Origin of the sequence: Candidatus Planktophila sp. (assembly GCF_044348745.1) — a bacterium.
Taxonomy (GTDB): domain Bacteria; phylum Actinomycetota; class Actinomycetes; order Nanopelagicales; family Nanopelagicaceae; genus Planktophila.
Genome location: NZ_JBIKSG010000055.1, coordinates 59,776 through 83,514 on the forward strand (window position 1 = coordinate 59,776; position 23,739 = coordinate 83,514).

Here is a 23,739-nt window from a genome sequence, read left to right on the forward strand (position 1 = left end):
TGCGTAATCCTAACTGTCCTAAGGTCTTTTCCTAGCATCCCCACTGTTTGAGTATTTTCATAGAAATTAAGAGAAGATTGGGTAATGACTCCAAAACCTGCAACCCCAATCCGGGTTATGCGCATTATTGCCCGCATGAATGTGGGTGGGCCAGCAGTTCAGGTCTCTGGGTTGATGCGAGGATTTAATGCAACTGAATTCGACCATCGCTTGTATACAGGTTATTGCGCTGCCGATGAAGCAGATTACTTAGACACAGTCGCAAAAGATGTTACATCTGTTCGTATTCAAGGTTTTGGGCGGCGAGTTAGTTTGGGTGGGGACATTAAGGCCTTTATTGCATTGGTCAGAGAAATTCGTACCTTTAAACCACATGTCATACATACCCACACTGCTAAAGCGGGTTTCTTGGGGCGCATTGCGTCCATCGTTTCACTGCAGCCTGCAATACGAGTGCACACTTTTCATGGACATTTACTGAATGGATATTTTGGGTCCTTTAAGCGATCACTAGTTGTAATTGCAGAAAAATTTTTAGCGCTCTTTACTCATCAACTGCTAGCCGTTGGCGACAAGGTCAGACAAGACCTTCTGAACGCAGGGATTGGCACTAAAGATAAATTTGGATTAATGCCACCTGGGTTAGCAATTGGAGTGCTGCCTGATCGCAAAGAATCACGCAACACTCTTAGCGTTCCTGCTAACAGCCTGCAGTGCGCTTTTATTGGACGAGTAACTCAAATCAAACGCCCTGATAGATTCCTGGATGTTGTTAATGAAATTAAGAAACGCGGCGTTAAATTGGATTTCTCTATCGCTGGCGATGGTGAACTTTTGGAAATGTGCCGAGAAAGAATCAAACAAGAAAATTTGCCCGTCACGATTCTTGGCTGGCAGAGTGATATCGAAAGAGTCTTGTCCTCTGCTGACATGGTTGTCCTAACTAGTGACAATGAAGGTACTCCCTTAAGTTTGATTCAAGCAGGTATGGCAGGGCTTCCTGTGGTGACAACTAACGTTGGATCTGTTCCCGAAGTCGTCCTAGATGGCGTGACTGGGCTTGTTACTGGGTTGGATGTGCAGGAAATTGCCGATGCCCTAGAAAAACTAGTAAATGACAAGGTTTTGCGCACCAAATTAGGCGTTGCAGCTCAAGAGTTCACACTGTCTAACTTTGGAGTAAAGCGCTTAGTGCACGACCATGAAGAGCTCTACAAGAAACTTTTATCTAGTCGAGCCAAGTCCTAGCCCACAGTTCTAGCATCAACATGGGCCAGATTAAGTTGTCCTTATCTTCACCAGCCATATGACTATCAATAACCTTTGAAACCTCTTTTGGATTAAACCAACTACGTTGCGTTGCTGTTGTGTCTGTAAGTGTGTCAATTACTAACTCTTTCATCCCGGTTCGTAGCCACTCTGCTCTAGGGATTCCAAAGCCCATCTTTGGTCGATCAATAAGCTCGGCAGGCACAAGAGAGCGAGCAACATCTTTAAGAATATGTTTTGTTTCAAATCCCTTTATCTTGTATTTACGAGGAAGAGACAGGCCCCACTCAACAACGTTGACATCTAACATCGGTGATCTGAGTTCGAGGCTGTTAGCCATTGTTGCAATATCAACTTTTACTAGTAAGTCCCCTGGCAAGTAGGCATCTAGATCTGAGCGAATCATCCGATCAAAAGAAGAATATTTCCCAGAATTAAACTGATCTTTTCGAGAATCCTCCGCCGCTCTACTTTGAAAACTTGAATTTAACAATGTTGTTAATTCATGAGGTTGAGTCAGAGATAAAATTGAGCTATATCTAGCTGCTAAGGAATCTTTAGGAGATAGTTGCGAGCCAACGCGATTAATTTTGCGGGAGTTGCCAAAGGATTGTTGTCCAGCAAACTTCAATCCAGAACGGGCTAGTCCCAACAACGGGTTGAGTCGTTGCATGACAGGCGCTGCTAAGTAGCGGTCATAGCCGCCAAATACCTCATCGCCACCATCCCCGCCAAGTGCAACAATCAAGTTTTCACGCGCAAATTTAGCCAATAAATATGTTGGCACAATTGAAGAATCAGCAAATGGTTGGTCTAGTACATGAGAGATCTTTTCAACGACTAAAGCTGGATCTGGGCTGAGAATCTCTTCACGGTGGTTAGTGCCAAGGTAGTTAGCCACCTGTTTTGCATGATGGGCTTCATTAAATTGAGCGCTATGAAAACCAATTGAATAGGTTTGTACTTTCTCTTTCATTAGCTTTGCCATATAGGCGGTAACGATGGTCGAGTCATACCCACCGCTCAAGAAGGATCCAAGGGGGCGCTCAGAGATCAATCGGCGTTCAACTGATTCTTCAATTAGTTTCTTTGTTACTTCTAGAGCTTCTTTATATGGGATTTGTACCTTTGTATCAAAATCTGGCGCCCAATACTTTTTTGTGCTTGTCTTTCCTTCGCACCAGGTCAGTACTGATGCTGGAGGAACTTGAAAAATTTCATTGAAGGCAGAATTAGGCGAATTGATGTAGCCATACTGCATGACTTCGGCGACCATATCGGTGCGCAGTGTGCGATCTGGACGCGCCAACATTAACGCTCGAACCTCTGAAGCAAAGAACATAGTTCCATCGCTTAGATGTGAGATCCATAGAGGTTTTTTCCCCATGCGATCCCGAATTAAATGAAGTGAATTATCACGAGCATCATGAATTGCAATTGCAAACATGCCGTTGAGTTTGTTGATGAAATCAAGACCAAACTCCAGATAAAGGTTAATTACAACTTCGGATTCGCTGGAATCTCGGCAGTGGACACCTCGTTGTTCAAGTTCTGAGCGCAGTTCACGGTAGTTATAGATTTCACCGTTCCAGACAATGTTTATCTTCTCAGCAGCATCAGATGCTGGTTGTTTTCCTGAGGCAATCTCAACAATTGCCAGGCGGCACATCCCCAAGCTAATGCCTTGGTTTAAGTAGCTTCCTATGTCATCTGGCCCGCGGTGCTCAATTGATTTGAGTTGAGCATCAAGAAGTAATTTGCTGGGGGCACTAACCCCTACGCCACCAGTTATTCCACACATATAAGCAGGTGCTAATCAGTGGTCGCAGGACCGTTGGCGACGCTCTGACCAAACTCTTTGAGCCACTCAATTGTCTCTGACAAAGCTGTTGCAAACTCTTTAGGTTGGACATTAGGAAAGAGTTTCTTTAGTAACTCTGGGTCATTTTGTGATTCTTTTACATCACCTAAACGCTCTGATTTGTAATTGACTTGTAAATCTGGAAAGTGTTTCTTTAACATTTCAATTGTCTCGTTAAGGAAAATTCGATTACCGTAGGCCAGATTCATTGCACCTTCCGTAACAACCTTTTCATTCATAGCAGTCATGGCAATATCTAAGACTGTGTCAACGTAGGTGAAATCTCTAGAGGCAGTGCCGTCACCATAAACATCGATTGGTTGACCTTGCATCGCAAGCCAGATCCATTTTGGTAAAACTGCTGCGTATTCATGGTCAGGGCGTTGACGGGGGCCAAAGACATTGAAAAATCTGAGCAAAGTTGTTGGCACTTTATAGGCTGCTGCATATGCCTGCACATATCCTTCTGCTGCTAGCTTGCTAGCTGCATAAGGAGTCATTGGACCAAGCCACATTGATTCATCTTTAGGCAATTGCATATTGCGGCCATAAACAGAAGATGATGAACTGAAGATCACATGCGCCCCTGAATTACGCGCGACCTCAAGAACATTGAGCGTGCCAGTTGCGTTGACATCATGTGTAGCAACTGGGTTCTTTATGGAGCGTGGCACAGAGCCACGAGCTGCTAAGTGAAAGATTGTTTGGCAATCCTTTAACGCCACATGAAGTGCCTTGGCGTCCGTGATTGATACTTGATGAAAAGTGGTCTCAGCTTGGTCCACATTGGAAATAAGCCCTGTGGAGAGGTCATCAACAACCACAACCTCGTGACCCTCAGAAATTAGTCGGCGAGTTAAGTTTGAACCTATAAATCCAGCACCGCCGGTGACTGCAACCTTGCTCATATGTATAATTCTATGGGCTTAATCGATTTAATAAAGTGAATGAAGCCAGATTAATTAATCAAGTCTCACAACACCACTTGGTGTCGTCAGATGCACCGCAACAATCCCATATTCACCATCATTTGTTGATGGGTCAATAAACTCGATATCTGCCCCGTTTAATCCATCAAGGATTTCTGTCTTAAACCATGAATCTGATAGGTGATCGGTGTCAGCAATCGTAATCTTCTCAATTGCAGCAACTGCTTTGCCATCTTGTGAGGGGTGATCAGCGGTTAGCCATTGGATGAAGAAAGGAAGTTCGCGAGAGTCGGTAATTTCATTAACTCCAATTTGCTTCCACTTCAGATCAGTTCCATCTGGGCGTGTGCGGTGACCTTCAGTTGCTGTGCGTCCAAACTTCTCTTCAATTGTTGAAATATCTTCAGTTGCAAAAACCCAGGTAAGCCAACCGCCACCTTCTTGTGCTTTTTTGCTCACAGCTTTACCCCATGGTGTTTGCTCTGTTGCTGGGTGATCTAGTGGGCAGACAACTTCGATGTATTGACCGTTTTGTAGAGCAAGAGTGAAGTTGCGTGTGCCAAAGCGTGGGTGGACTCCGCCATCAACAAAGGTGCTACCAAGGCGTGAGCCCAGGCGTTGAACGGTGTCGGCTAGTTGATCATGGGAAGTTACATATGAGACATGGTCTAAGCGCATGGGGAAATCTTGCCCTATGAAAGGGGGTGCTAATTACCAACTGCCCCGCCTGCGGCGGGGGTTTGCAGGCGTGGAAATGGGAGTTGGGGATAAGGAGGTGGGGGTGTCAGTTGGCAGTGGGATTGTGCCAATTAGCTAACTATCGGAGGAGAAATGCGATCATTGACAAATAATTGTGTGGCGCATAATCTATGACTAGAAAAATACGTTTCACAAGAGATGCACGAAAACACAAAATAGGTCACGCTCGCGCAAGGTTCGTTATTGAAAACAATGAACCGATGCAAAAGCCAGGTTTATTCACAAATGAAAAGAAATTAACTTGGATTGGTATCGATGATCGCGGGCTGGAGCTTGAAGTCATTGGTATTGATGATCAATATGAAATTTTTGTCATCCATGTAATGCCTACGGTTTTCATCAGGAGAGGACGAGATGAGTACTAAAACAAAGAGTGCCGTAAAAAAGAAGGTAGCAAAGCCAAAAACAAAGTATGTCTTTGGTCCTGATATAGATCTTGATGTAGAAGTTGTTCTAGATAAGCGTGGGCGAAGAATTACTGAAGCACGTGCTCAGCAGATTGCTCGTCAAATTCTTCGCGAAAATGCCGCCGGTCGACCATCGCTAACTGGTGCAAAGATTGTTTCACCAGAAATCAAAGCTCGCGTGCCACAAGGCATGAAGGACAAGTTAGATCGTGAGGCCAAAAAGCTTGGTGTAACACCTTCTGTATTAATTCGACAGGCGCTTGAGGAATATCTTTACGACTAAAAATTTCTACTAACGCGCCAACACACACATCAACGCTTCAACTGTCAGCAAAGGAGCTGCGTTGTGGCCCAGGTTGGTTCTGGCATCCATGATGGCGTTGATCTTTTTAATTGTTGCTTGTGGCTTTGCTTTCGCAGCCACGGCTCTAATCTCTGCTTCTAGCTCTGTGTTAATTAGGGCATCATTTGCACCTGCTTGCACCATCATGACATCTCTGTAGAAGGTTGCAATATCAAGCAGGGCTGCATCTAAACCATCACGGATCATTCGCGTTTGGCGGGTCTTTTGTTCTTTCTCTAAATCCTTGATTGCTTTGCTGCCACCAGTCGCCATGCCGCGTCCTGTGGCACCTTTGCCATAAGCCAACGAAAGATCATCTACTTCCTTTTCATTTCTTAACTCTGCAGCTGTTGTTGCTTGCTCTGTTGCAAGATCAACCAAGGTTTGTGCTGCTGCAAAGGCAGAAGAGATACCTTGCAGTGTTAAGGGGAGTTTCATGATTGTGTTTCTGGTGTTACGCACTGATTCATTGTTGGCAAGATAGCGAGCGCGACCGATGTGGCCTTGGCTCACCCTTGCTGCAAAATCTGCCATGACAGGTGAGATGCCATCTCGGGATTGCAGGACTTGTGCCACAGCTTGAGTTGATGGTGTGACAAGTTGCAGGTGGCGACAACGGCTACGAATAGTTGGCAACACATCATGCAGCGTTGGAGCACAGAGCAACCAGACTGTTCTGTTGCCTGGCTCTTCAATTGCTTTGAGTAGCGCGTTCGCTGCCGACTCTGTGAGTCTGTCTGCATCCTCCATGACAACAACGCGCCAGCCGCCCATAGATGGTGCCCAAGCAACACGTGTGAGTAGCTCTCTTACTTCATCAATCTTTATTGAAAGACCTTCAGTGACAATTACTTCCACATCTGGGTGGGCACCGTTTGCTGCAGATTTACATTCATTACAAACCCCACAGCCATCCTGTGAGCACACAAGTGCTTGGGCAAAAGCGATTGCAGCAGATGATCGTCCTGATCCTGGTGGGCCCGTAAAGACCCAGGCATGGGTCATCTCCTGTGATTCTTGGCCACTTCTAGTGGCAGCAACTGCCTTTTGCAGGATCTCAACGACATGTTCTTGGCCAACAAGATCTGAATACACGCTCACTTTTTAGTTGCAGGCTTCTTCTTTGGGGCTGCGTTTTTAACAGCTTTGCCGGCAGCACGTATTGGACGCAGCAATAAATTGCCTTTGTCCTCAACTGCGTTGCGCTTTAGCGCAGGGATTTCACTGACCCTTGAAATGATTGCAGTGTGGGTATCTTCAATAGATTGATTGCCATCGATAATCACATAACGCTCAGGATCAAGGGCAGCTAACTGCAAGAACTCTTGGCGCACACGCTCATGGAAATCTATTGGTTGTGATTCCAGGCGGTCCTTGCTCTTTAAGCGAGCAAGACCAAGCTGTGGTGGTAGATCAATAATGATTGTCAGTGTTGGGAAAAGAGATTCTGTTGCCCAGCGAGAAATACGTGCCACTTCTCCGGGCTCTAGCACCCGTCCTGCGCCTTGATAGGCAATGGATGAGTCAAAGTAGCGATCACTGATTACAACATCACCTTGGGCAAGTGCGGGGCGAATAACAGAGTAAACATGGTGAGCACGATCTGCTGCATAGAGAAGTGCTTCAGCGCGTGGACTGATCTCTCCTGTGGAGTGGGAAAGAAGAATTTTTCTAATTTCAATTCCTAAATCACTACCGCCAGGCTCACGAGAGAGAACAACAGTTTCTCCTTCTTGCTCTAGCCACTCTTTAAGAAGTTTTGATTGGGTTGATTTGCCAATACCTTCGCCGCCTTCAAATGCGATGAAGACTCCCTTTGCAGGTGCACCTGTAATGCTGCCTAGCTCTCCCTTTAAAGCGTTTGAAATATCTGACCACAAAGAAACATTGGGACGATCTTTCATTTGCCTATAGGAAGCAAATCCGATTAAAGATGCAATCACACCTGCAATTAAGATTGTTACCGCAGCCCCGTTGTAGCTAATTTCAGTGTTTTGAAACTTAAAAGTGTGTTGGCCGATAGAGGCAGCAATTAATGGTGCGATTGCAAGAACGCCAACCAAAACCACGCGGATCAGGCTTTGCACGAAGGCAAAGGTGCGGCCGCGAACATCATCGGCAACCTCCATGCCCAGCATGGTGAAGCCTGTTACCCAGGTAATACCGCTAAAAGCACCCAGAATAATGACGATAAAGACCGCTAGAACAAGGTTAGGGATTGCAGCCAGTCCGACTAAGAAGAATCCACTAATAACAAGGGAGGCGCCAAACAGGCGGCGCCTTGAAAACTGTGCAAATACTCTTGGACCAAAGGCAATTCCTGCTGCAAGACCTGTGAAGACTGCGCCGAAGAGAACACCGTATGCTGCTTCGCCACCACCAAGATCACCAACAAAAGTTCTAGCCAAACCAATAACCGCACCTGCTGCTGCAAATGCTCCAACCATTCCAACAACTAAGCCACGGATTAGTTTGGTGCCAGATACTGCTTTCCAGCCATCATGCAGGCTTTTTAAGATCCCGGTGTCAGCTGAATGTTTTTCTGCCGCGCCTTTAGGGATTTCTCGTAATCCCCAGACTGTGTATGCACCAAAAGCAAATGACAGTGCGTTTACATACAGTGCAAGATCAACTGCTGTTGAGTTAATCCCAAAAGTTACATTGATTGCTGACGTAAATAGAGAAAGGAAGGTAAAGATAAGAGCTGCAATAGGTGCTGTGCCATAGCCAGCTAAGAGAGAAACTTGATTTGCTGATTCTAATTTTTCACGTGGTACTAAGTTAGGAACAGATGCTTCCTTAGCTGGTGACCAAAACAAGGTAATACATTCAACCAAGATAGTTGCGGTATAGAGCCAGAAGTAGTTGTGAAAAATTGGAATAGAGATATAAAGCCCTGTGCGCAAGATGTCACAGTTGACCATTAACTTGCGGCGATCGAGTTTGTCTGCGATCACGCCTGCAAGTGGGCCAAGAAAGACTGCTGGTAGTAAGCGAGCGATGAAGACACCTGCGATTGCAAAGTTTGCAGTTGCATAGTCTCCACCAGAGAGCTGCTGCGCCATTGCAGTTGTTGCAAGTAGGCCTAGCCAGTCACCCAAGGATGAAAAGACCATGGAGTTCCAGAGTTTGCGAAATGGTCGGATTGCTAGAACGCCACGGGTTACATCCTGCGCAGGTGCGGCAGGGGTAGGCAGCGACTTAGACATGGTTGGAGTCTATCGGGGCGACTTTGAGCGTACACAGGTGTATACTTAGACCTAAATTTAGGGCTATATTACTTTCTGACTCGCAAGGAGGATGAAATGGACGAGATTCTTACAAGCACAGCAATGGGTATTTCTGAGTTTAAACAAAATCCCAATGCTGCTGTTAAGGCTGCAGATGATCTGCCTTTTGCAGTACTCACAAACAACCGACCATCTTTCTATGTCATGTCTCCAAGGATGTTTGATTACCTCACCGAGAAGCTCTGGGATGCCCAAATGACCCCAACAATCTTGGCAGAGATCAAAGCACATGAAGAAGGCAAAGAGCCTTCTATAGAAGTGTCACTTGAAGAGTTACGAAGGGAGTCACGCCTTGTACAACCTCGCGTTTCGGCCAAGCGCAAAAAGAGCGTGGCTCAAACTCGATCCAGGCGTTCGACATAAACTAGAAAAGACATTAGAACGACGACTACACAATCCCTTTATAGAAAGTGCTGCACTCTCCGGTGATTTAGCTGGTTGTTACAAAATCAAAAGTAAAAGTAGTGGGATACGTCTTGTTTATAAAGTCACCGAAAGTAATTTAATTCTTTTAGTAATTACTGTTGGTAAACGTGAAGGTGGAGAATCCTATAACGATGCAAGAGTTGAATTAGAAAATATTAAAGATGAGAGTTAATTACACCTCATCATGTCAGCACTAGTTGCTACATTAACTGTATGGATAAAGAAGCAGAAAAGGAGTTTGAACGAATTAGGAATTTGAGTTTCGACGAGATAGTTTCGGAAGGAGTTATTATTCTTCCACAAAATTCTGATTGGCGACCAATGAAGAATCCAATAAAAATAAGTGGTGGAAAAACTGCTACTGAAGTTCTACTAGAGATGCGCGCAGAAGAACGCTATTAATCAGAGGTTCTACTCAGCCTTCTTCTTTGCTTTACCTGATGCTGCCTTCTTAGCCGCCTTCTTGGCTCCTGCTTTTTTAACAACATTCTTTGTAAGAGTCGGTGCTGTCTCGCCCTTCTTTGGCTTTGCAGCAGACTTCTTACGTGCTTTCTTTGGTGATGGGCCGTTCTCTGCTTCCCAGGCACGCCGGCCCGCAAGTAGTTCTAGGCCGCGATCTAATGTCATTCCCTCTGCAGTGTCTCCACGACGTAGCGTTGCATTTGTTTCACCGTCAGTGACATACATACCAAAGCGACCATCTTTAATAATTAGCGCCTTTTGAGAAGTTGGATCAATACCAAGTTCTTTAACAGGAGGCTTTGCAACACCGCGGCGACGCTCCTTTGGACGTGAATAAATATCAAGTGCTTCTTCTAATGTCATTGTGAATAGATGGTCTTCACTTGGCAGGGTGCGTGAATCTGCGCCAGCCTTTAGATATGGACCATAGCGACCGTTTTGTACTGTTATTTCTTCACCTGCACTGTTGGTGCCTAGCGTTCTAGGGAAAGAAAGCAGCTGTAACGCATCTTCATATGTCACAGTATCCAGAGTCATTGTTGAAAGAAGTGAAGCAGTCTTTGCCTTTGGTGCATCTGCCTTTTTCTTTTTCTTCTTTCCAGATGCGGTGAGTTCAACTGGTTCTTCTGGCAATACTTCAGTGATGTAGGGACCAAAGCGACCACTCTTTGCAATGATCGGCAGGTTAGTTGCAGGATCAATTCCTAGTTCGCGCTCCCCAGATGGTGCTGCCAACAATTCAATTGCTTTAGCAAGTGTTAACTCATCTGGTGCTAAGTTTTCAGGAATATTAGCAAGCTTGCGTTCTTCACCCTCTTTGTTTTCTTGTAAGTATGCGCCATAGCGACCAACACGAATTTCAATTTCGGGGGACAAGTTCATGGTGTTTGTGGCACGTGCATCGATCACACCAAGATCTGCTGATAGTTCATTAAGTCCAGGTTGTCCGTCAACGCCATAGAAGAAGTCACGTAGCCAATCAACGCGGCCCGCTTCACCTGATGCGATCTTGTCTAGATCCTCTTCCATTGAGGCTGTGAACTCGTAATCAACAAGCTTTGTGAAGTGGGTTTCAAGCAAGCCTGTCACTGAAAAAGCAAGAAATGTTGGCACTAAAGCGCGGCCGCGCTTATAAACATATCCGCGGTCCTGGATTGTTTGAATGATTGATGCAAATGTAGATGGCCGACCAATACCAAGTTCCTCGAGTTTTTTAACAAGTGTTGGTTCTGTGTAACGGGCAGGTGGTTTTGTTTCATGACCTTCACAGGTGTATTCATTGACTTTAACTGCTTGGCCTAGAGTCATTGCAGGTAAGCGCTTGTCCTCTGTTTCTTCATCCTTGTTTTCTTCACTGACGATGTCATCGTATGCAGCCAAAAAGCCAGGAAAAGTAATTACAGATCCATTTGCACGGAAAATAGTTGCCTTGCCATCATTTGTTGTCGCGTCAAAATCAACACGCATCTGCATTTTCTTAGCATCTGCCATTTGTGAAGCAACTGTGCGCTTCCAGATTAAGTCATAGAGTGCAAACTCATCACGTGAGAGCTCTGGAGCTAATTCACCTGGAGTCTTGAAGGTGTCACCTGCTGGACGGATTGCTTCATGTGCTTCTTGTGCATTCTTAGTTTTGCCAGCATATGTGCGTGGTGCATCGGCAACATGGTCAGCCCCATATAAAGCTTTAGCTGCGTTACGCGCAGCTGTGACCGCTTGTTGTGACAAGTTAACGCTGTCAGTACGCATGTATGTGATGTAGCCGTTTTCATACAAACGTTGTGCAATACGCATCGTGATCTGCGCGCCCCAGCCAAGTCTGCTACCTGCGTCCTGTTGCATTGTTGAAGTTGTAAAAGGTGGCTTTGGTCGCTCTGTTCTAGGACTTTCTTCCATTGACTTAACGGTCAGATCACTGTTCTTGAGTGAATCAACTAAGCCTCGTGCACCTGCTTCATCTAACAACAAGATGTTTGCTAGTGACTTTTCTTTTACCGCCCCATCTGCGCCAAAGTCACTGGTTGAGGCTACTTTCTTGCCCTCTACCTCAAGTAAGCGTGCGTTAAAGCCGAGTGCGGTTACAGCAGCTAAATCCCACCAACCGCTTGAAATAAAGGCCATACGTTCGCGCTCTTTTTCAACAATTAACCGTGTGGCAACTGATTGCACGCGGCCTGCTGAAATACGTGGCATAACTTTCTTCCACAAAACAGGAGAGAGTCTGTATCCAAACAATCTATCGAGCACGCGCCGAGTTTCTTGCGCATCAATCAGGTGATAATCCAGATCCCGTGTGTCATTAACGGCTGCCTGGATTGCTTCCTTTGTAATTTCATTGAAAACCATGCGCTTAATAGGAATCTTTGGTTCAAGAACTTCTACTAAGTGCCAGGCAATAGCTTCGCCTTCGCGGTCCTCGTCCGTTGCCAGAATTAACTCTTCTGCGTTTTTCATCAACGCTTTTAGTTCAGCGACTTTCGCCTTTTTATCCGGGTTAATTACATAAAGTGGCGCGAAATCATTTTCAATATCGACGCCCTCTTTAGCCCAGGCAATCTTTTTATACTCTTTAGGAATATCTGCAGCACGCTGCGGAAGGTCTCTAATATGGCCGACGGAAGCCTCGACGACATATCCGTCGCCGAGGTATCCACCAATTTTTCTGGCCTTAGCTGGTGATTCAACAATCACCAGCTTAATCAGGTCAGCTTTTGCTTTCGCCATAAGAAAGGGGGAAGCCTTTCTACTTAAACAGTGATTGAGGTTGCTTGACGACGGTTACGAATTAAAGCACCGATGATCACTGCAACTGCTGCGAGTGAAATCATTGTGCTTGTTGTTTCGCCGTTGCCAAGTGCAAGAGAAACAATTGCTGGAGTAATTAACAAACCAACAAGGTTCATCACCTTGATCAGTGGGTTAATTGCAGGTCCTGCTGTGTCCTTGAATGGATCTCCAACAGTGTCTCCAACGATTGTTGCTGCGTGTGCATCAGAGTACTTTCCGCCGTGATGGCCATCTTCAACCATCTTCTTAGCGTTATCCCAAGCACCGCCTGAGTTTGAAAGAAATACTGCCATCAATGTTCCGGTGCCGATTGCGCCAGCAAGGTATGCACCAAGTGCACCCACGCCAAGACCGAAACCAACAGCGATTGGAGCCATAACAGCCAGTAACCCTGGAGTTACAAGTTCACGCAAGGAATCGCGAGTACAGATATCTACAACTCGACCATAGTCAGGCTTTTCAGTGCCCTTCATGATTCCTGGGTGCAAGCGGAACTGTTCACGTACTTCGACGACAACTGCGCCAGCTGCACGTGAAACCGCGTTAACTGCTAGACCTGAGAACAAGAACACAACTGCTGCTCCGATAATCAAACCAACCAAGTTACGAGGATCAGCAACATCTAGAACACCTTGGAACTGGTAAGCAAGATCTGCTCCAACTTTTCCTGCATCCGTTACAGCTGTCTTGATTGCATCTGTGAATGCACCAAAGAGTGCTGTAGCTGCAAGTACCGCAGTTGCAATTGCAATTCCCTTAGTGATCGCCTTAGTTGTGTTACCAACTGCGTCAAGGCTTGTAAGGATCTCTGCGCCTTCTCCATCAACATCGCCTGACATTTCTGCAATGCCTTGCGCGTTATCTGAGATAGGACCAAATGTGTCCATCGCAACGATTACGCCAACAGTTGTTAGCAAACCTGTTCCAGCTAGCGCGATTGCAAGAAGTGAAAGCACGATACTTCCGCCACCTAGCAAGAATGCGCCAAAGACCGCTGCTGCGATTAGAAGTGCTGAGTAAACAGCTGATTCAAAACCAACTGCGATACCAGCCAAAATTACTGTTGCCGCACCTGTTTCAGATGAAGCTGCAACATCATTTACTGGACGCTTGCCAGTTTCTGTGAAGAAGCCTGTTAATACCTGAATTGCTGCTGCTAGTGCGATGCCGATTAACACCGCACCGATAGCTAGAACACGTGGGTTTGTGTTACCTGCTGCTGCAACTGCTTCTGGTGAAAGACCTGTCATCAACTTGAAATCAGATGGTAGGTAAGTAAATGTCGCCAGCGCTGTTAGCCCGGCTGAAATAATCGCTGATAGGAAGAATGAGCGGTTAATAGCACTCATCGCTGACTTATCTGTGCTGCGCAAGCGGGTAAGGAAGATACCGATTACCGCTGTGACAGTTCCAATTGCCGGAACGATCAATGGGTAAATCAGACCAGCATCACCAAAGGCAGCCTTACCAAGAATCAATGCTGCAACAAGTGTTACTGCATATGACTCAAATAGGTCTGCAGCCATACCAGCACAGTCACCAACGTTGTCTCCTACGTTGTCAGCAATTGTTGCTGCGTTACGTGGGTCATCTTCTGGAATGTGCTTTTCAACTTTACCGACAAGGTCAGCACCAACATCTGCTGCCTTGGTAAAGATTCCGCCACCAACGCGCATGAACATGGCAAGCATCGCTGCGCCAAAACCAAAGCCCTCAAGAACAGCTGGTGCGTTCTCGCGATAGATGATCACAACAAGTGAGGCACCAATTAGTCCAAGACCAACTGTTGTCATACCAACAACGCCACCTGTGCGGAATGCGATCTGCACAGCCTTTGCGCCATCCTTATTACGAGCAGCATCTGCAACACGCACATTTGCGCGCACTGCAAGCCACATACCGTTGTATCCAACTAGCGCTGAAAATGCCGCACCTAGTAGGAAGAAGATGGAACGGCCGATGCGAATCTCAGCATCACCTGGGAGTGCGAATAAAAGAAAAAATACGATTGCTACGAAGTATGAAAGTGTGCGGAACTGGCGAGATAAAAACGCGGCGGCTCCTTCTTGCACAGCTTCTGCGATTTCGCGCATCTTGGGTGTTCCATCACTTGCCGCTAGTACCTGGGCACGTAGGCCGTAGGCGATAGCCAGCGCAGCTAGGGAAATTCCTAGAACGATGTAGGCATATGTCAGATTGGATCCGGTCACTTGGACCAGCGATACGGTGCCTGATGCACGCATAGGTTCTCCTCCGTTGGAGTTGTGGCGCCCTAAATCGAGGGTCAGGCGCGAGACTGGTGAAGTGTAGGTCAGAAGACCCCGTTTAAGGCAAATTTATACTTATCTATTACAACACTTTAGGCGTGAATGCCTACTTCACAGCCCCAGCGGTTAGACCCCGGATGAAGTATCGCTGGAGGGTAAAGAAGACCAATAACGGCACAGACAGGCTGATGAAGGATCCAGCAGCTACTGCTTGCCAGCCCTCTCCATATTGGCCCAGCATCGCTAGCAATGTGTAGGTCAATACCGGACGCTCATTGCCCACAAATACGAAATTGGCTAAAACTGACCAATTCCCGAGATGAACCAAGGGGCGGAAAAGTCGCCATCGTGATTGCTCTAACTCCATCGCCAGTGAACAGTTCAATGGATGATTGGTCCATAACAACTTTTAGATGCAGCACATCTGAATCAACTTCATACGGTGCTTCGAATTGATCAATGAAAACAACTTTTGCATCTGCGTTATAACCAACTTTAACAAATCCTTGCAAGCCAACAATTCCGGTTGCAGGCACCGGTACTTTAATTTCATATCTTAGTTCGCACATCGGTTGTTGAGTGAGAACAATTTCATTGGCGTATTTAGTTAATCCTAATTCTCGTGGAATAGTCATTGCATTTGTCCAAGAAGTTTGCGGATGTTCTTTTACAAATTCCCAATTTGCCATCCAGCCAATGAGGATTCTTTTGCCGTTTGGCTCATTGTTAAATGTTACGCCCGCGTAATTATCTCTTCCATAATCTAACCAACGAGGTTCATCTGTTGAATACATAGAGGTAAATGTTGTTCCATCAAAATCTCCAATGAAGTATTGAGTTCCTGATCCATACAAACCACCTGGGTTAAGTGAGACCAATAAAACCCAGTACTCACTTCCACCTAAAGTTAAAGGAAATAAATCAGGGCACTCCCACACACCGTTAATTGCAGCGGCCGGTCCAAAATTACTTAAGTGCTGCCAAGTAATTAAATCTAAAGATTTGTAAAATGAGACTTGGTGATCCCACGGCTGAACTGCGCACATGATCCAGTGATCTTGGTATTTAAATACTTTTGGATCTCTAAAATCTTTTTTGTTTTCATCAAGGACTGGATTCTTCTCAAACTTAACAAAGGTGCGGCCGTTGTCAGAGCTACGAGCTATACATTGTGATTGATTAGTTTCTGTGTGCCGGGTGTAGATCGCAACTATTTCATCACCAACACTTACAGCGCTTCCAGAAAATATTGCCCCGTCATCACTTTCGGCAATTGCTACAGGCAATTCTTCCCAATGTATTAAATCCTTGCTCACAGCATGGCCCCAGGACATATGTCCCCACTGAGTTCCAAAAGGATTGTGCTGAAAAAACAGGTGATATTCGCCTTTATGCCACACCAAACCATTTGGATCATTCATCCAATTTTTGGCAGGGGTGAAGTGCAAGCGTGGGCGATACTCGCGGTCTAGTGACACGGCGGAATCATAGGCTAGCCTCGGAGTTGTGAACCTTTTAGATGCCAATTCAGTGATCTCAACGCTCGGGCTTATCGGCGTTCTTGGCATCATTTTTATGGAAACAGGCTTACTTATTGGTTTGGTTTTCCCAGGGGGAGAAGTTGTTTTCTTAGCAGGTATCGCTGCATCTGGTTCTGGGGCCGCTGCGTTGGGTGAGGCAAAGCTTTCAACTCCGCTGTTATTTACTCTGGCACCCGTTGCAGCAATTGTTGGTGGCGAAGTTGGTTATTGGTTTGGCAGAACATACGGAAGAAAGTTCTTTGATCGACCAGAGAGCCGTTTCTTTAATCAAAAAATGGTTCAAAAGATTGAAAAGTGGCTCGTTAAGTACGGTCCAAGAAAAGCATTGGTATTTGGTCGCTTTATTCCATTTGCTAGAACCTTAATTAATCCTGTTTGTGGTGTTGTGCAATTAGATCGCAAGACATTTTCTACCTGGAATGCGATCGGTGCAATCATTTGGACGCAAGTTGCAATGGGAATCGGCTACTTTTTAGGTGATGTGTTTAAAGAAAATGGCAATTACTTCATAATCGGTATTGTTACTTTGATTGTTCTTGGTACTTCTATTCCATTGGCTCTAGAAGTATTTAAAGAGTGGCAATCAAAGCGCTATAGGCCTAAATCAGATAACTGATATGCAGCGCGGTATTCATAGCCTGCTTCTTTAATCTTTGGTTCTGCGCCGCGTTCAACAATTACTGCAACGCCAACCACAATTGCACCAGCTTCAATCAATGCTTCAACCGCCGTTAAAACTGATCCACCAGTTGTTGATGTGTCTTCAACAGCCAGCACTCGCTTGCCTTTAACATCAGGGCCTTCGATGCGACGTTGTAGTCCGTGTGCTTTTTCTGCTTTGCGCACTACAAATGAATCAATCTTTTTCCCTTGTGCTGCTGCCACATGCATCATCGCTGTTGCAACTGGGTCTGCGCCAAGTGTTAAGCCACCAACTGCTTCGTAATCAAGATCTTGTGTTAGATCCAGCATTACCTGACCTACTAGCGGTGCTGCCTGTGAATCTAATGTGACGCGGCGTAGATCTACGTAGTAATCCGCCTCCTTGCCGCTGGAAAGAATGACTTTTCCATGCACAACAGCCTTGGTAAGAATCTGTTCTCTGAGAGTTCCACGTGAATTCATGATTTAACCTTACCGCGCCGAGTATCTATCTCTACAGTTGCCACATGAATCAACAGAGGTTAGAGACCTCCAGACTGTTGCAGCGCTTTGGCTTTGGGCCACGCCCTGGTGAATATGCACAAGCTATCAAAGACGGTGTTGAAGCAACCCGTGCCAAAGTCTTAACTGTCCCAGCTGTAGATGCCGGTGCGGCAAAAGTCATGAAACCTGAGATAACTGATTTAGGAAAGCGCCCTGCTGCTAACTCCAAAGAGATTGTTCCGTTTTCAATCGCTTTGAGAAATCAAACTCAGCAAATGTCATTGTGGTGGTTAGACCTCATGGCGATGAGCGATCATGGTTTAACTGAACGAATGACCTGGTTCTGGCATGGCCACTGGGCAACTTCGATTCAAAAACTTAATTATGCGATGCCTATGTTTATTCAAAACAACACTTTGCGTGCTAATTGTTTAGGTAGTTTTAAAGCAATGTCACGAGCCATGATTAATGATGCTGCTTTACAGTTTTGGTTAGATGGACAAGAGAGCACAGCAAAATCACCTAATGAAAATTTAGGTCGCGAACTCATGGAGCTTTTTGTTTTGGGGGTTGGTCGCTATACAGAAGATGATGTTAAAGCCGCAGCACGTGCGTTGACTGGATATCAGGTTGACAAAAGCAGTGGTGTTGTAACTTTCAACGCAAAACGCTATGACGCAAATCCAGTTACTATTTTAGGAAAAACCCAAACATTTAATGGTGAGGCTTTGTCAGATTTCTTGGTTGCGCGTGATGATAATGCAACATTTATTTCAGAGCGTTTGTGGTATCGATTCATTTCTAGTAATCAAGCTATGCCAGCAAATTTTTCTGCCAAGAGTGCCTTTGCTGGTCGAGATATTTCTGCAGCGGTAAAGGCGATGGCAAATGATCCTGCGATTAGGGATTCGAAGAATGATTTAGTTAAAGCACCGGTTGAGTGGTTCATTGCTGCATGCCGTGCTCTTGAACTAACACCATCAAATCTAAAGACACCTGGACAGCTGTTTAACTACTTGGACAAGCTAGGCCAGGTGCCATTTAACCCACCAAGTGTGGGTGGTTGGCCAGCAGCTGAGGCGTGGTTGTCCTCTGCAACAGCGCAGTACCGAATCGCATTTGCGGCTTGGCTGATTAAGCAAAGCAACTTGCGAGGATTAAAAGAGATTCCGGTTGGTTCACGAGTAGTTAAAAGCGCTGATTGGTTAGGCGTGGCTGAGTGGAGTCCTCGAACACAAGCAACATTGCGTGCATCGCTAGCCGATCCAGCTCAGTTTGCTTTGCTTGCATTGTGTAGTCCTGAATTTATCGTGAGTGCATAGGAGACGACCATGGATACAGTAACCAGAAGAAAGTTTCTTAAGCTCACCACAGGTGCAGTTGCAGTTGGTGCTGCAGCGCCATTGTTAAGCCTGGAAGATATTGCCCAAGCTGCAATTGATCGTCCACTGCCAGCAAATACTCCAATTCTTGTTGTTGTTACTTTGTATGGTGGTAATGATGGATTAAATACCGTTGTTCCTTACACAGATCCTTTGTATTACTCGCTACGTCCAGAGCTTGCATATAAGCCAGAGGTTGTTCTCCCGCTTAACGCTGAACTTGCACTCAATCCTGCAATGAAAGGCTTGAAAGCTTTGTGGGATCAAAACAAGGTAGCGATTGTTCGTGGTGTTGGTTATCCCAACCCAGATCATTCACACTTTTCATCTATGGCTAAATGGCAGACAGCATCTCCAGCAAAAAATATTTCAACTGGTTGGCTTGGCCGTTGGGTTGATTCACAGCCAGAAGATTCAATGCTTGCAATTTCTCTAGGCTCAGTTCTGCCTCCACTACTTGCTGGTGCAAAGCGTTCAGGTTCAGCACTTCCTCTTGGCGGATTAGTTATTCCTAAAGGAGATTTAGCAACCCAGTGCCAAAAACTTTCCATGCCTGTCAAAAAGGATTCGAAGTTGATGGCTGCTGCTGCCACCTCAATGCGTAATCTCTTCAGTGTTTCGTCCAGTGTGCAGCCGGTGCTTAAGATGCCTGCTCCTGTGAACCCAGATTTGCCAACAGTTAATGGCGGAAACGCTGGCGGAGATAGCAATTTGGCTCAGCAATTAGATGTCGTTGCAAAGTTAATTGCTGCCGGATCTCCTACAAAGATCTGGTCTGTCTCCCTTGGTGGTTTTGATACTCACGCCAATGAAGCAAATGCGCAAGCATCGCTACTTGGCACTGTTTCAGATTCCTTGTCGCGTTTTATGGGACAGCTCAAGTCAACAACACGAAGCAATGATGTAACAATCATGGTTTATAGCGAATTTGGTCGTCGAGTTCTAGGTAATGGATCAGATGGAACAGATCACGGAACCGCAGGCCCAATGTTCATTATTGGTAATGGCGTTAAAGGTGGCTTCTATGGTGAGCAACCATCACTAAAGAATCTGTATAAGGGCGACCTAGCTGTTACAACAGATTTCCGTGATGTCTACGCCACAGTTATTGAAAAGGTTTTGAAATCACCGATTGGCCCAACACTTGGCACCTGGTCCGGTCGCGTTAATTGTATGAACTAATCCTCTTTATAAACAATAACTTCATTTTTACTTCGTGTAACTAAACCTTTAGGTGGGTTTTGCTCTAGTAGTGCGTTTACTTCAATACGAAGTTGCGCAACCTCAACAGCCATATTTGCAACAGCAGATTCTAACTCAATGATCCGCTTAATTCCGGCGTGGTTAATTCCTTCACCAACTAGTTTTTGTACTGCACGCAGCAATGCAATATCTCGCAGTGAGTAGCGACGATTGCGACCTTCTGTGCGAGACGGAGAAACTAAACCTAATTTGTCATATTGGCGCAAGGTTTGTGGGTGCATTCCAGAAATTTCAGCAGCAACTGAAATCACATAGACGCCAGCGTCATCATCTGGTTGTGTGTTCTTTACTTCATCGCTCATATCTTTGCCTTACTCGTAAAATCTGAGCGAACATCCTCTGATGCGGTTTCTTCAGCAAAAGTTTTCAATGCTTCTAAAGCTTTCCCATCAACACGTTGTGGGACCTGGACCTCAACAGTGACTAATAAGTCGCCTGTGGTGCTTCCTTTTGTGATGCCACGGCCCTTTACGCGAAGTGTGCGACCGTTAGGCGTGCCGGGTGCGATACGTACTGTTACATCATCCTCAGACATTGTAGGCACCTTAATGTCTGCGCCAAGTGCAGCTTCAGTGAATGTAACTGGCAAGGTGATCATTAAATTTTCACCTTTGCGAGAAAAGATTGGATGAGGCTTCACATGTAATTGAATGAAGAGATCACCAGGACCTGCTTCACCTGCAGCGCCTTTTCCTTTAACGCGGATCTTTGCTCCATCATTGACGCCTGTTGGAACGCGGGCAGAAATATTTTGTGCTTGTCCACGGTCCGTTGCTAACCGAAGATCAAGGGTTGTGCCAAAAACAGATTCGCGAAATGTAATTGTTGCTTCAGTTTGTAGATCTTGACCTTTGCGAGGCCCACGGCGTCCGCCACCAAAGAGATTGGCGAAAATATCTTGCGGATTTCCGCTTCCAAAAACATCACTGAAATCTCCACCTTGAAATCCACCACCTAGGGGTGAACGAAATCCACCTCTTTCAAACAAAGAACGAGCTTCATCGTATTCAGCGCGCTTTTTTGTATCTGACAGGATTTCATAGGCTTCTGATACAGCTTTGAACTTTTCTTCTTTTTCTGCATCACCTTTTGTTTTATCAGGGTGTAGATCGCGAGCAAGTGCGCGGTACTTCTTTTTGATTTCATCGGCGGCAGCCTTCTTATCTACGCCAAGAACTTTGTAGAAGTCCTTTTCATAGAGATCTTTAGCTGCCATGATTAATTACGCTCCCGCTGGATCTGTTACTGCAACTCTTGCAGGTCGCAGAATTCGTTCTTTGTATTTATATCCAGATTGCAAAATCTTTGAAGCTGTTGGTACTTCAACATCTGCAGATTCATCATGCATCAGTGCTTCATGTATCTGTGGATCAAAGGCTTCACCTTCTGTCCCATATTTTTCAAGGCCAATGCGTGAAACTATTGAATTTAGCTGGTCTGCCACCGCTTTAAAGCCACCAGATAACTCCCCATGTGCCTCAGCTCTGTCAACGTCATCAAGGAGTGCCAACAACTCTGTTAAGACAGCACCGACTGCGCTTTCATGTGCAACGGCGCGATCGCGTTCTACACGCTTTCGGTAGTTTGCATACTCTGCCTGTAGTCGTTGCAGGTCCGCGGTCAGTGTTGCAACCGGGTCAGTTTCCTGACCCGGCTCAACAACTTCTTCTACTACTTGTTCGGTAGTTTCCTCTGACATTACTTTTGTTCTTCTTCAATTACTTCAGCGTCTTCAACACCATCTTCTTGAGGTGTTGCATCGGCTTCAGCTGCTCCTGCTGCATATAACGCTGCACCAAGTGCCTGGCTAACTGTTGCTACCTTTTCAGTTGCTGACTTAATCATTTCGTAGTTTGAACCACCGAGTGCGGTCTTAAGTTCTGCTAAGGCTGCTTCTGTCTCTGTCTTCTTCTCAAGTGAATCACCCTGTGACAACTTCTCTTCGTTGTCCTTGATGAACTTTTCAGTTGAGTAAAGAAGTGAATCGCCTGCGTTGCGGATTTCTGCTTCTTCTTTGCGCTGACGATCTTCTTCAGCGTGTGATTCAGCATCGGCCATCATGCGCTCGATCTCTTCCTTAGACAATGCAGATCCGCCAGTGATAGTCATGCTCTGCTCTTTACCTGTTCCTAGATCTTTTGCAGATACATGAACAATTCCGTTTGCATCGATGTCGAATGTAACTTCGATTTGTGGCACTCCACGTGGTGCTGGTGGCAGACCTGTTAGTTCGAACATTCCTAGCTTCTTGTTGTAAGCAGCCATTTCACGTTCGCCCTGGTATGCCTGAATCTGCACAGCAGGCTGATTGTCATCTGCTGTTGTGAATACTTCACTGCGCTTTGTTGGGATTGTTGTGTTTCGCTCAATTAGACGTGTCATTACGCCACCCTTGGTTTCGATGCCAAGTGACAGCGGAGTAACGTCTAGGAGCAATACATCCTTTACTTCACCCTTTAAAACACCAGCTTGAAGAGATGCACCAACTGCAACAACCTCATCAGGGTTAACACCCTTGTTTGGTTCTTTTCCGCCGGTTAACTCTTTCACTAATTCGACAACTGCTGGCATACGAGTTGATCCACCAACAAGTACTACTGAATGAATCTTATCGATAGGAATTCCAGCATCCTTAAGAACTGCCAGGAATGGCTTCTTGCAACGCTCAAGTAATCCGGCGGTTAACTGCTGGAACTGTGCCCGAGTAATTGTTTCATCCATGAACAGTGGATTCTTTTCAGCATCAACTGTGATGTATGGAAGGTTGACTGATGCAGATTGTGAAGAAGAAAGTTCGATCTTTGCTTTTTCAGCAGCTTCACGAACACGTTGCATTGCCATCTTGTCTTTTGTTAAATCAATTCCATTTGCAGATCCAAATGTTTGTACTAGGTGATCAACAAGTGCTTGATCCCAGTCATCTCCACCTAGATTGTTATCGCCGTTAGTTGCCTTCACTTCAACAACACCATCGCCGATTTCCAATAGTGAAACGTCAAATGTTCCACCACCGAGGTCAAAGACAAGAATTGTTTGTTCTTTGTCTGCCTTATCAAGACCGTATGCGAGCGCTGCAGCAGTTGGCTCGTTGATGATGCGAAGAACGTTGAGACCGGCAATTTCACCAGCTTCTTTTGTTGCTTGACGTTGGGCATCATTAAAGTAAGCGGGCACGGTAATAACCGCATCAGTTACTGTCTCGCCCAAATATGCTTCTGCATCGCGCTTTAGTTTTTGTAGCACGCGTGCTGAAATTTCTTGTGATGTGTACTTCTTGCCATCAATATCGATAGTCCAGTTAGTACCCATGTGACGCTTCACGGAACGGATTGTGCGTTCGACGTTTGTCACTGATTGACGCTTTGCCACTTCACCAACAAGAACCTCGCCATTTTTGGCAAAGGCCACGATGGATGGGGTTGTGCGCGCACCTTCTGCGTTGGCGATAACTGTTGGCTCGCCACCTTCAAGGACGGATACGCAGCTGTTTGTTGTACCGAGGTCGATTCCGACTGCTCTAGCCATTATGTGTGCTCCTTTTGTCCCTCTCGAGCCTGATCTAGGGTCGAGGATTGTTGAACCTGAGTCGATTGTACTCAAAAGGTTG

General features: G+C 45.8%; 22 protein-coding genes. 9 read left to right on the forward strand and 13 right to left on the reverse strand.

Features of this window, described 5'->3' with window-relative positions; all coding sequences use genetic code 11:
- Window positions 1-84 precede the first annotated feature (84 nt).
- The gene (locus tag AC9UH7_RS06445) at window positions 85-1,248 is read left to right on the forward strand and encodes a glycosyltransferase (protein WP_509596361.1); all 1,164 of its coding nucleotides are present in this window, start codon (window positions 85-87) and stop codon (window positions 1,246-1,248) included.
- Here AC9UH7_RS06445 and asnB read toward each other — a convergent pair.
- Genes asnB through AC9UH7_RS06460 form a run of 3 tightly spaced genes read right to left on the reverse strand, consistent with a single transcriptional unit; the run spans window position 1,229 to window position 4,737 of the window.
- Window positions 1,229-3,070: an asparagine synthase (glutamine-hydrolyzing) gene (asnB, locus tag AC9UH7_RS06450; protein WP_509596363.1), complete on the reverse strand. Its 1,842-nt coding sequence runs from the start codon at window positions 3,068-3,070 to the stop codon at window positions 1,229-1,231. The genes AC9UH7_RS06445 and asnB overlap by 20 nt on opposite strands.
- An 11-nt stretch (window positions 3,071-3,081) precedes the next feature.
- A complete protein-coding gene (locus AC9UH7_RS06455; protein WP_509596365.1) occupies window positions 3,082-4,038 on the reverse strand; it encodes an NAD-dependent epimerase/dehydratase family protein in 957 nt (318 codons plus the stop codon).
- Between the two features lie 54 nt (window positions 4,039-4,092).
- Window positions 4,093-4,737, reverse strand: a complete 645-nt coding sequence (locus AC9UH7_RS06460; protein WP_509596367.1) for a VOC family protein — start codon at window positions 4,735-4,737, stop codon at window positions 4,093-4,095.
- A 191-nt stretch (window positions 4,738-4,928) separates the two neighbouring features.
- On the opposite strand from AC9UH7_RS06460, the gene AC9UH7_RS06465 reads away from it, so the two are divergent.
- Window positions 4,929-5,183, forward strand: coding sequence for a hypothetical protein (locus AC9UH7_RS06465; protein WP_509596369.1), 255 nt, complete (start codon window positions 4,929-4,931; stop codon window positions 5,181-5,183).
- On the forward strand, window positions 5,173-5,508 hold the full coding sequence (locus AC9UH7_RS06470) for a ribbon-helix-helix protein, CopG family (protein WP_509596371.1): 336 nt from the start codon (window positions 5,173-5,175) through the stop codon (window positions 5,506-5,508). The genes AC9UH7_RS06465 and AC9UH7_RS06470 overlap by 11 nt, the downstream gene beginning before the upstream one ends.
- A 9-nt stretch (window positions 5,509-5,517) precedes the next feature.
- Here the strand turns inward: AC9UH7_RS06470 and AC9UH7_RS06475 are convergent, their stop codons facing one another.
- Window positions 5,518-6,669: a DNA polymerase III subunit delta' gene (locus AC9UH7_RS06475; RefSeq protein ID WP_509596373.1), complete on the reverse strand. Its 1,152-nt coding sequence runs from the start codon at window positions 6,667-6,669 to the stop codon at window positions 5,518-5,520.
- The gene (gene tmk / locus AC9UH7_RS06480; RefSeq protein ID WP_509596375.1) at window positions 6,666-8,777 is read right to left on the reverse strand and encodes a dTMP kinase; all 2,112 of its coding nucleotides are present in this window, start codon (window positions 8,775-8,777) and stop codon (window positions 6,666-6,668) included. Before tmk ends, AC9UH7_RS06475 begins: the two co-directional genes overlap by 4 nt.
- Before the next feature lie 96 nt (window positions 8,778-8,873).
- On the opposite strand from tmk, the gene AC9UH7_RS06485 reads away from it, so the two are divergent.
- Genes AC9UH7_RS06485 through AC9UH7_RS06495 form a run of 3 tightly spaced genes read left to right on the forward strand, consistent with a single transcriptional unit; the run spans window position 8,874 to window position 9,686 of the window.
- On the forward strand, window positions 8,874-9,221 hold the full coding sequence (locus tag AC9UH7_RS06485) for a hypothetical protein (RefSeq protein WP_509596377.1): 348 nt from the start codon (window positions 8,874-8,876) through the stop codon (window positions 9,219-9,221).
- Window positions 9,151-9,456, forward strand: coding sequence for a type II toxin-antitoxin system RelE family toxin (locus tag AC9UH7_RS06490; protein WP_509596379.1), 306 nt, complete (start codon window positions 9,151-9,153; stop codon window positions 9,454-9,456). The genes AC9UH7_RS06485 and AC9UH7_RS06490 overlap by 71 nt, the downstream gene beginning before the upstream one ends.
- A 41-nt stretch (window positions 9,457-9,497) precedes the next feature.
- A complete protein-coding gene (locus AC9UH7_RS06495; protein ID WP_509596381.1) occupies window positions 9,498-9,686 on the forward strand; it encodes a hypothetical protein in 189 nt (62 codons plus the stop codon).
- A 9-nt stretch (window positions 9,687-9,695) separates the two neighbouring features.
- Here the strand turns inward: AC9UH7_RS06495 and topA are convergent, their stop codons facing one another.
- The 3 genes from topA to AC9UH7_RS06510 all read right to left on the reverse strand — a co-directional run bounded on the left by topA (window position 9,696) and on the right by AC9UH7_RS06510 (window position 16,278).
- Window positions 9,696-12,470, reverse strand: a complete 2,775-nt coding sequence (topA, locus tag AC9UH7_RS06500; protein WP_509596383.1) for a type I DNA topoisomerase — start codon at window positions 12,468-12,470, stop codon at window positions 9,696-9,698.
- A gap of 23 nt (window positions 12,471-12,493) precedes the next feature.
- Window positions 12,494-14,776, reverse strand: coding sequence for a sodium-translocating pyrophosphatase (locus tag AC9UH7_RS06505; RefSeq protein WP_509596385.1), 2,283 nt, complete (start codon window positions 14,774-14,776; stop codon window positions 12,494-12,496).
- A gap of 296 nt (window positions 14,777-15,072) precedes the next feature.
- Complete coding sequence (locus tag AC9UH7_RS06510) at window positions 15,073-16,278, reverse strand: glycoside hydrolase family 32 protein (RefSeq protein WP_509596387.1); 1,206 nt, start codon at window positions 16,276-16,278, stop codon at window positions 15,073-15,075.
- Between the two features lie 28 nt (window positions 16,279-16,306).
- Here AC9UH7_RS06510 and AC9UH7_RS06515 point away from each other — a divergent pair, with 28 nt between their 5' ends.
- Window positions 16,307-16,957: a DedA family protein gene (locus tag AC9UH7_RS06515; protein WP_509596389.1), complete on the forward strand. Its 651-nt coding sequence runs from the start codon at window positions 16,307-16,309 to the stop codon at window positions 16,955-16,957.
- Here the strand turns inward: AC9UH7_RS06515 and pyrE are convergent.
- Window positions 16,933-17,466, reverse strand: a complete 534-nt coding sequence (pyrE, locus tag AC9UH7_RS06520) for an orotate phosphoribosyltransferase (RefSeq protein WP_509596391.1) — start codon at window positions 17,464-17,466, stop codon at window positions 16,933-16,935. The genes AC9UH7_RS06515 and pyrE overlap by 25 nt on opposite strands.
- 44 nt (window positions 17,467-17,510) lie before the next feature.
- On the opposite strand from pyrE, the gene AC9UH7_RS06525 reads away from it, so the two are divergent.
- Both AC9UH7_RS06525 and AC9UH7_RS06530 read left to right on the forward strand, forming a co-directional pair.
- Window positions 17,511-18,809 (forward strand): DUF1800 domain-containing protein, encoded by a 1,299-nt coding sequence (locus tag AC9UH7_RS06525; protein WP_509596393.1) that lies wholly within the window; start codon window positions 17,511-17,513, stop codon window positions 18,807-18,809.
- A 9-nt stretch (window positions 18,810-18,818) separates the two neighbouring features.
- Complete coding sequence (locus tag AC9UH7_RS06530) at window positions 18,819-20,051, forward strand: DUF1501 domain-containing protein (protein ID WP_509596394.1); 1,233 nt, start codon at window positions 18,819-18,821, stop codon at window positions 20,049-20,051.
- On the opposite strand, the gene AC9UH7_RS06535 is transcribed toward AC9UH7_RS06530, so the two are convergent.
- From AC9UH7_RS06535 to dnaK, 4 genes are read right to left on the reverse strand one after another with little or no spacing between them, the layout of a single operon-like run.
- The gene (locus AC9UH7_RS06535) at window positions 20,048-20,434 is read right to left on the reverse strand and encodes a heat shock protein transcriptional repressor HspR (RefSeq protein ID WP_509596396.1); all 387 of its coding nucleotides are present in this window, start codon (window positions 20,432-20,434) and stop codon (window positions 20,048-20,050) included. The genes AC9UH7_RS06530 and AC9UH7_RS06535 overlap by 4 nt on opposite strands.
- Complete coding sequence (locus tag AC9UH7_RS06540; RefSeq protein ID WP_509596398.1) at window positions 20,431-21,348, reverse strand: DnaJ C-terminal domain-containing protein; 918 nt, start codon at window positions 21,346-21,348, stop codon at window positions 20,431-20,433. The genes AC9UH7_RS06535 and AC9UH7_RS06540 overlap by 4 nt, the downstream gene beginning before the upstream one ends.
- A 6-nt stretch (window positions 21,349-21,354) precedes the next feature.
- Window positions 21,355-21,831, reverse strand: coding sequence for a nucleotide exchange factor GrpE (gene grpE / locus AC9UH7_RS06545; protein ID WP_509596400.1), 477 nt, complete (start codon window positions 21,829-21,831; stop codon window positions 21,355-21,357).
- Window positions 21,831-23,657: a molecular chaperone DnaK gene (gene dnaK / locus AC9UH7_RS06550; RefSeq protein WP_509596402.1), complete on the reverse strand. Its 1,827-nt coding sequence runs from the start codon at window positions 23,655-23,657 to the stop codon at window positions 21,831-21,833. Before dnaK ends, grpE begins: the two co-directional genes overlap by 1 nt.
- Between the last annotated feature and the right edge of the window lie 82 nt (window positions 23,658-23,739).

Coding starts and splice junctions, on each gene's coding strand:
- AC9UH7_RS06540 (WP_509596398.1), bottom strand. CDS start 21,348: ATGGCAGCTAAAGATCTCTATGAAAAGGACTTCTACAAAGTTCTTGGC.
- AC9UH7_RS06460 (WP_509596367.1), bottom strand. CDS start 4,737: ATGCGCTTAGACCATGTCTCATATGTAACTTCCCATGATCAACTAGCC.
- AC9UH7_RS06525 (WP_509596393.1), top strand. CDS start 17,511: ATGAATCAACAGAGGTTAGAGACCTCCAGACTGTTGCAGCGCTTTGGC.
- topA (WP_509596383.1), bottom strand. CDS start 12,470: ATGGCGAAAGCAAAAGCTGACCTGATTAAGCTGGTGATTGTTGAATCA.
- tmk (WP_509596375.1), bottom strand. CDS start 8,777: ATGTCTAAGTCGCTGCCTACCCCTGCCGCACCTGCGCAGGATGTAACC.
- pyrE (WP_509596391.1), bottom strand. CDS start 17,466: ATGAATTCACGTGGAACTCTCAGAGAACAGATTCTTACCAAGGCTGTT.
- AC9UH7_RS06465 (WP_509596369.1), top strand. CDS start 4,929: ATGACTAGAAAAATACGTTTCACAAGAGATGCACGAAAACACAAAATA.
- dnaK (WP_509596402.1), bottom strand. CDS start 23,657: ATGGCTAGAGCAGTCGGAATCGACCTCGGTACAACAAACAGCTGCGTA.
- AC9UH7_RS06535 (WP_509596396.1), bottom strand. CDS start 20,434: ATGAGCGATGAAGTAAAGAACACACAACCAGATGATGACGCTGGCGTC.
- AC9UH7_RS06495 (WP_509596381.1), top strand. CDS start 9,498: ATGGATAAAGAAGCAGAAAAGGAGTTTGAACGAATTAGGAATTTGAGT.
- AC9UH7_RS06485 (WP_509596377.1), top strand. CDS start 8,874: ATGGACGAGATTCTTACAAGCACAGCAATGGGTATTTCTGAGTTTAAA.
- AC9UH7_RS06505 (WP_509596385.1), bottom strand. CDS start 14,776: ATGCGTGCATCAGGCACCGTATCGCTGGTCCAAGTGACCGGATCCAAT.
- AC9UH7_RS06530 (WP_509596394.1), top strand. CDS start 18,819: ATGGATACAGTAACCAGAAGAAAGTTTCTTAAGCTCACCACAGGTGCA.
- AC9UH7_RS06470 (WP_509596371.1), top strand. CDS start 5,173: ATGAGTACTAAAACAAAGAGTGCCGTAAAAAAGAAGGTAGCAAAGCCA.
- grpE (WP_509596400.1), bottom strand. CDS start 21,831: ATGTCAGAGGAAACTACCGAACAAGTAGTAGAAGAAGTTGTTGAGCCG.
- AC9UH7_RS06455 (WP_509596365.1), bottom strand. CDS start 4,038: ATGAGCAAGGTTGCAGTCACCGGCGGTGCTGGATTTATAGGTTCAAAC.
- AC9UH7_RS06445 (WP_509596361.1), top strand. CDS start 85: ATGACTCCAAAACCTGCAACCCCAATCCGGGTTATGCGCATTATTGCC.
- asnB (WP_509596363.1), bottom strand. CDS start 3,070: ATGTGTGGAATAACTGGTGGCGTAGGGGTTAGTGCCCCCAGCAAATTA.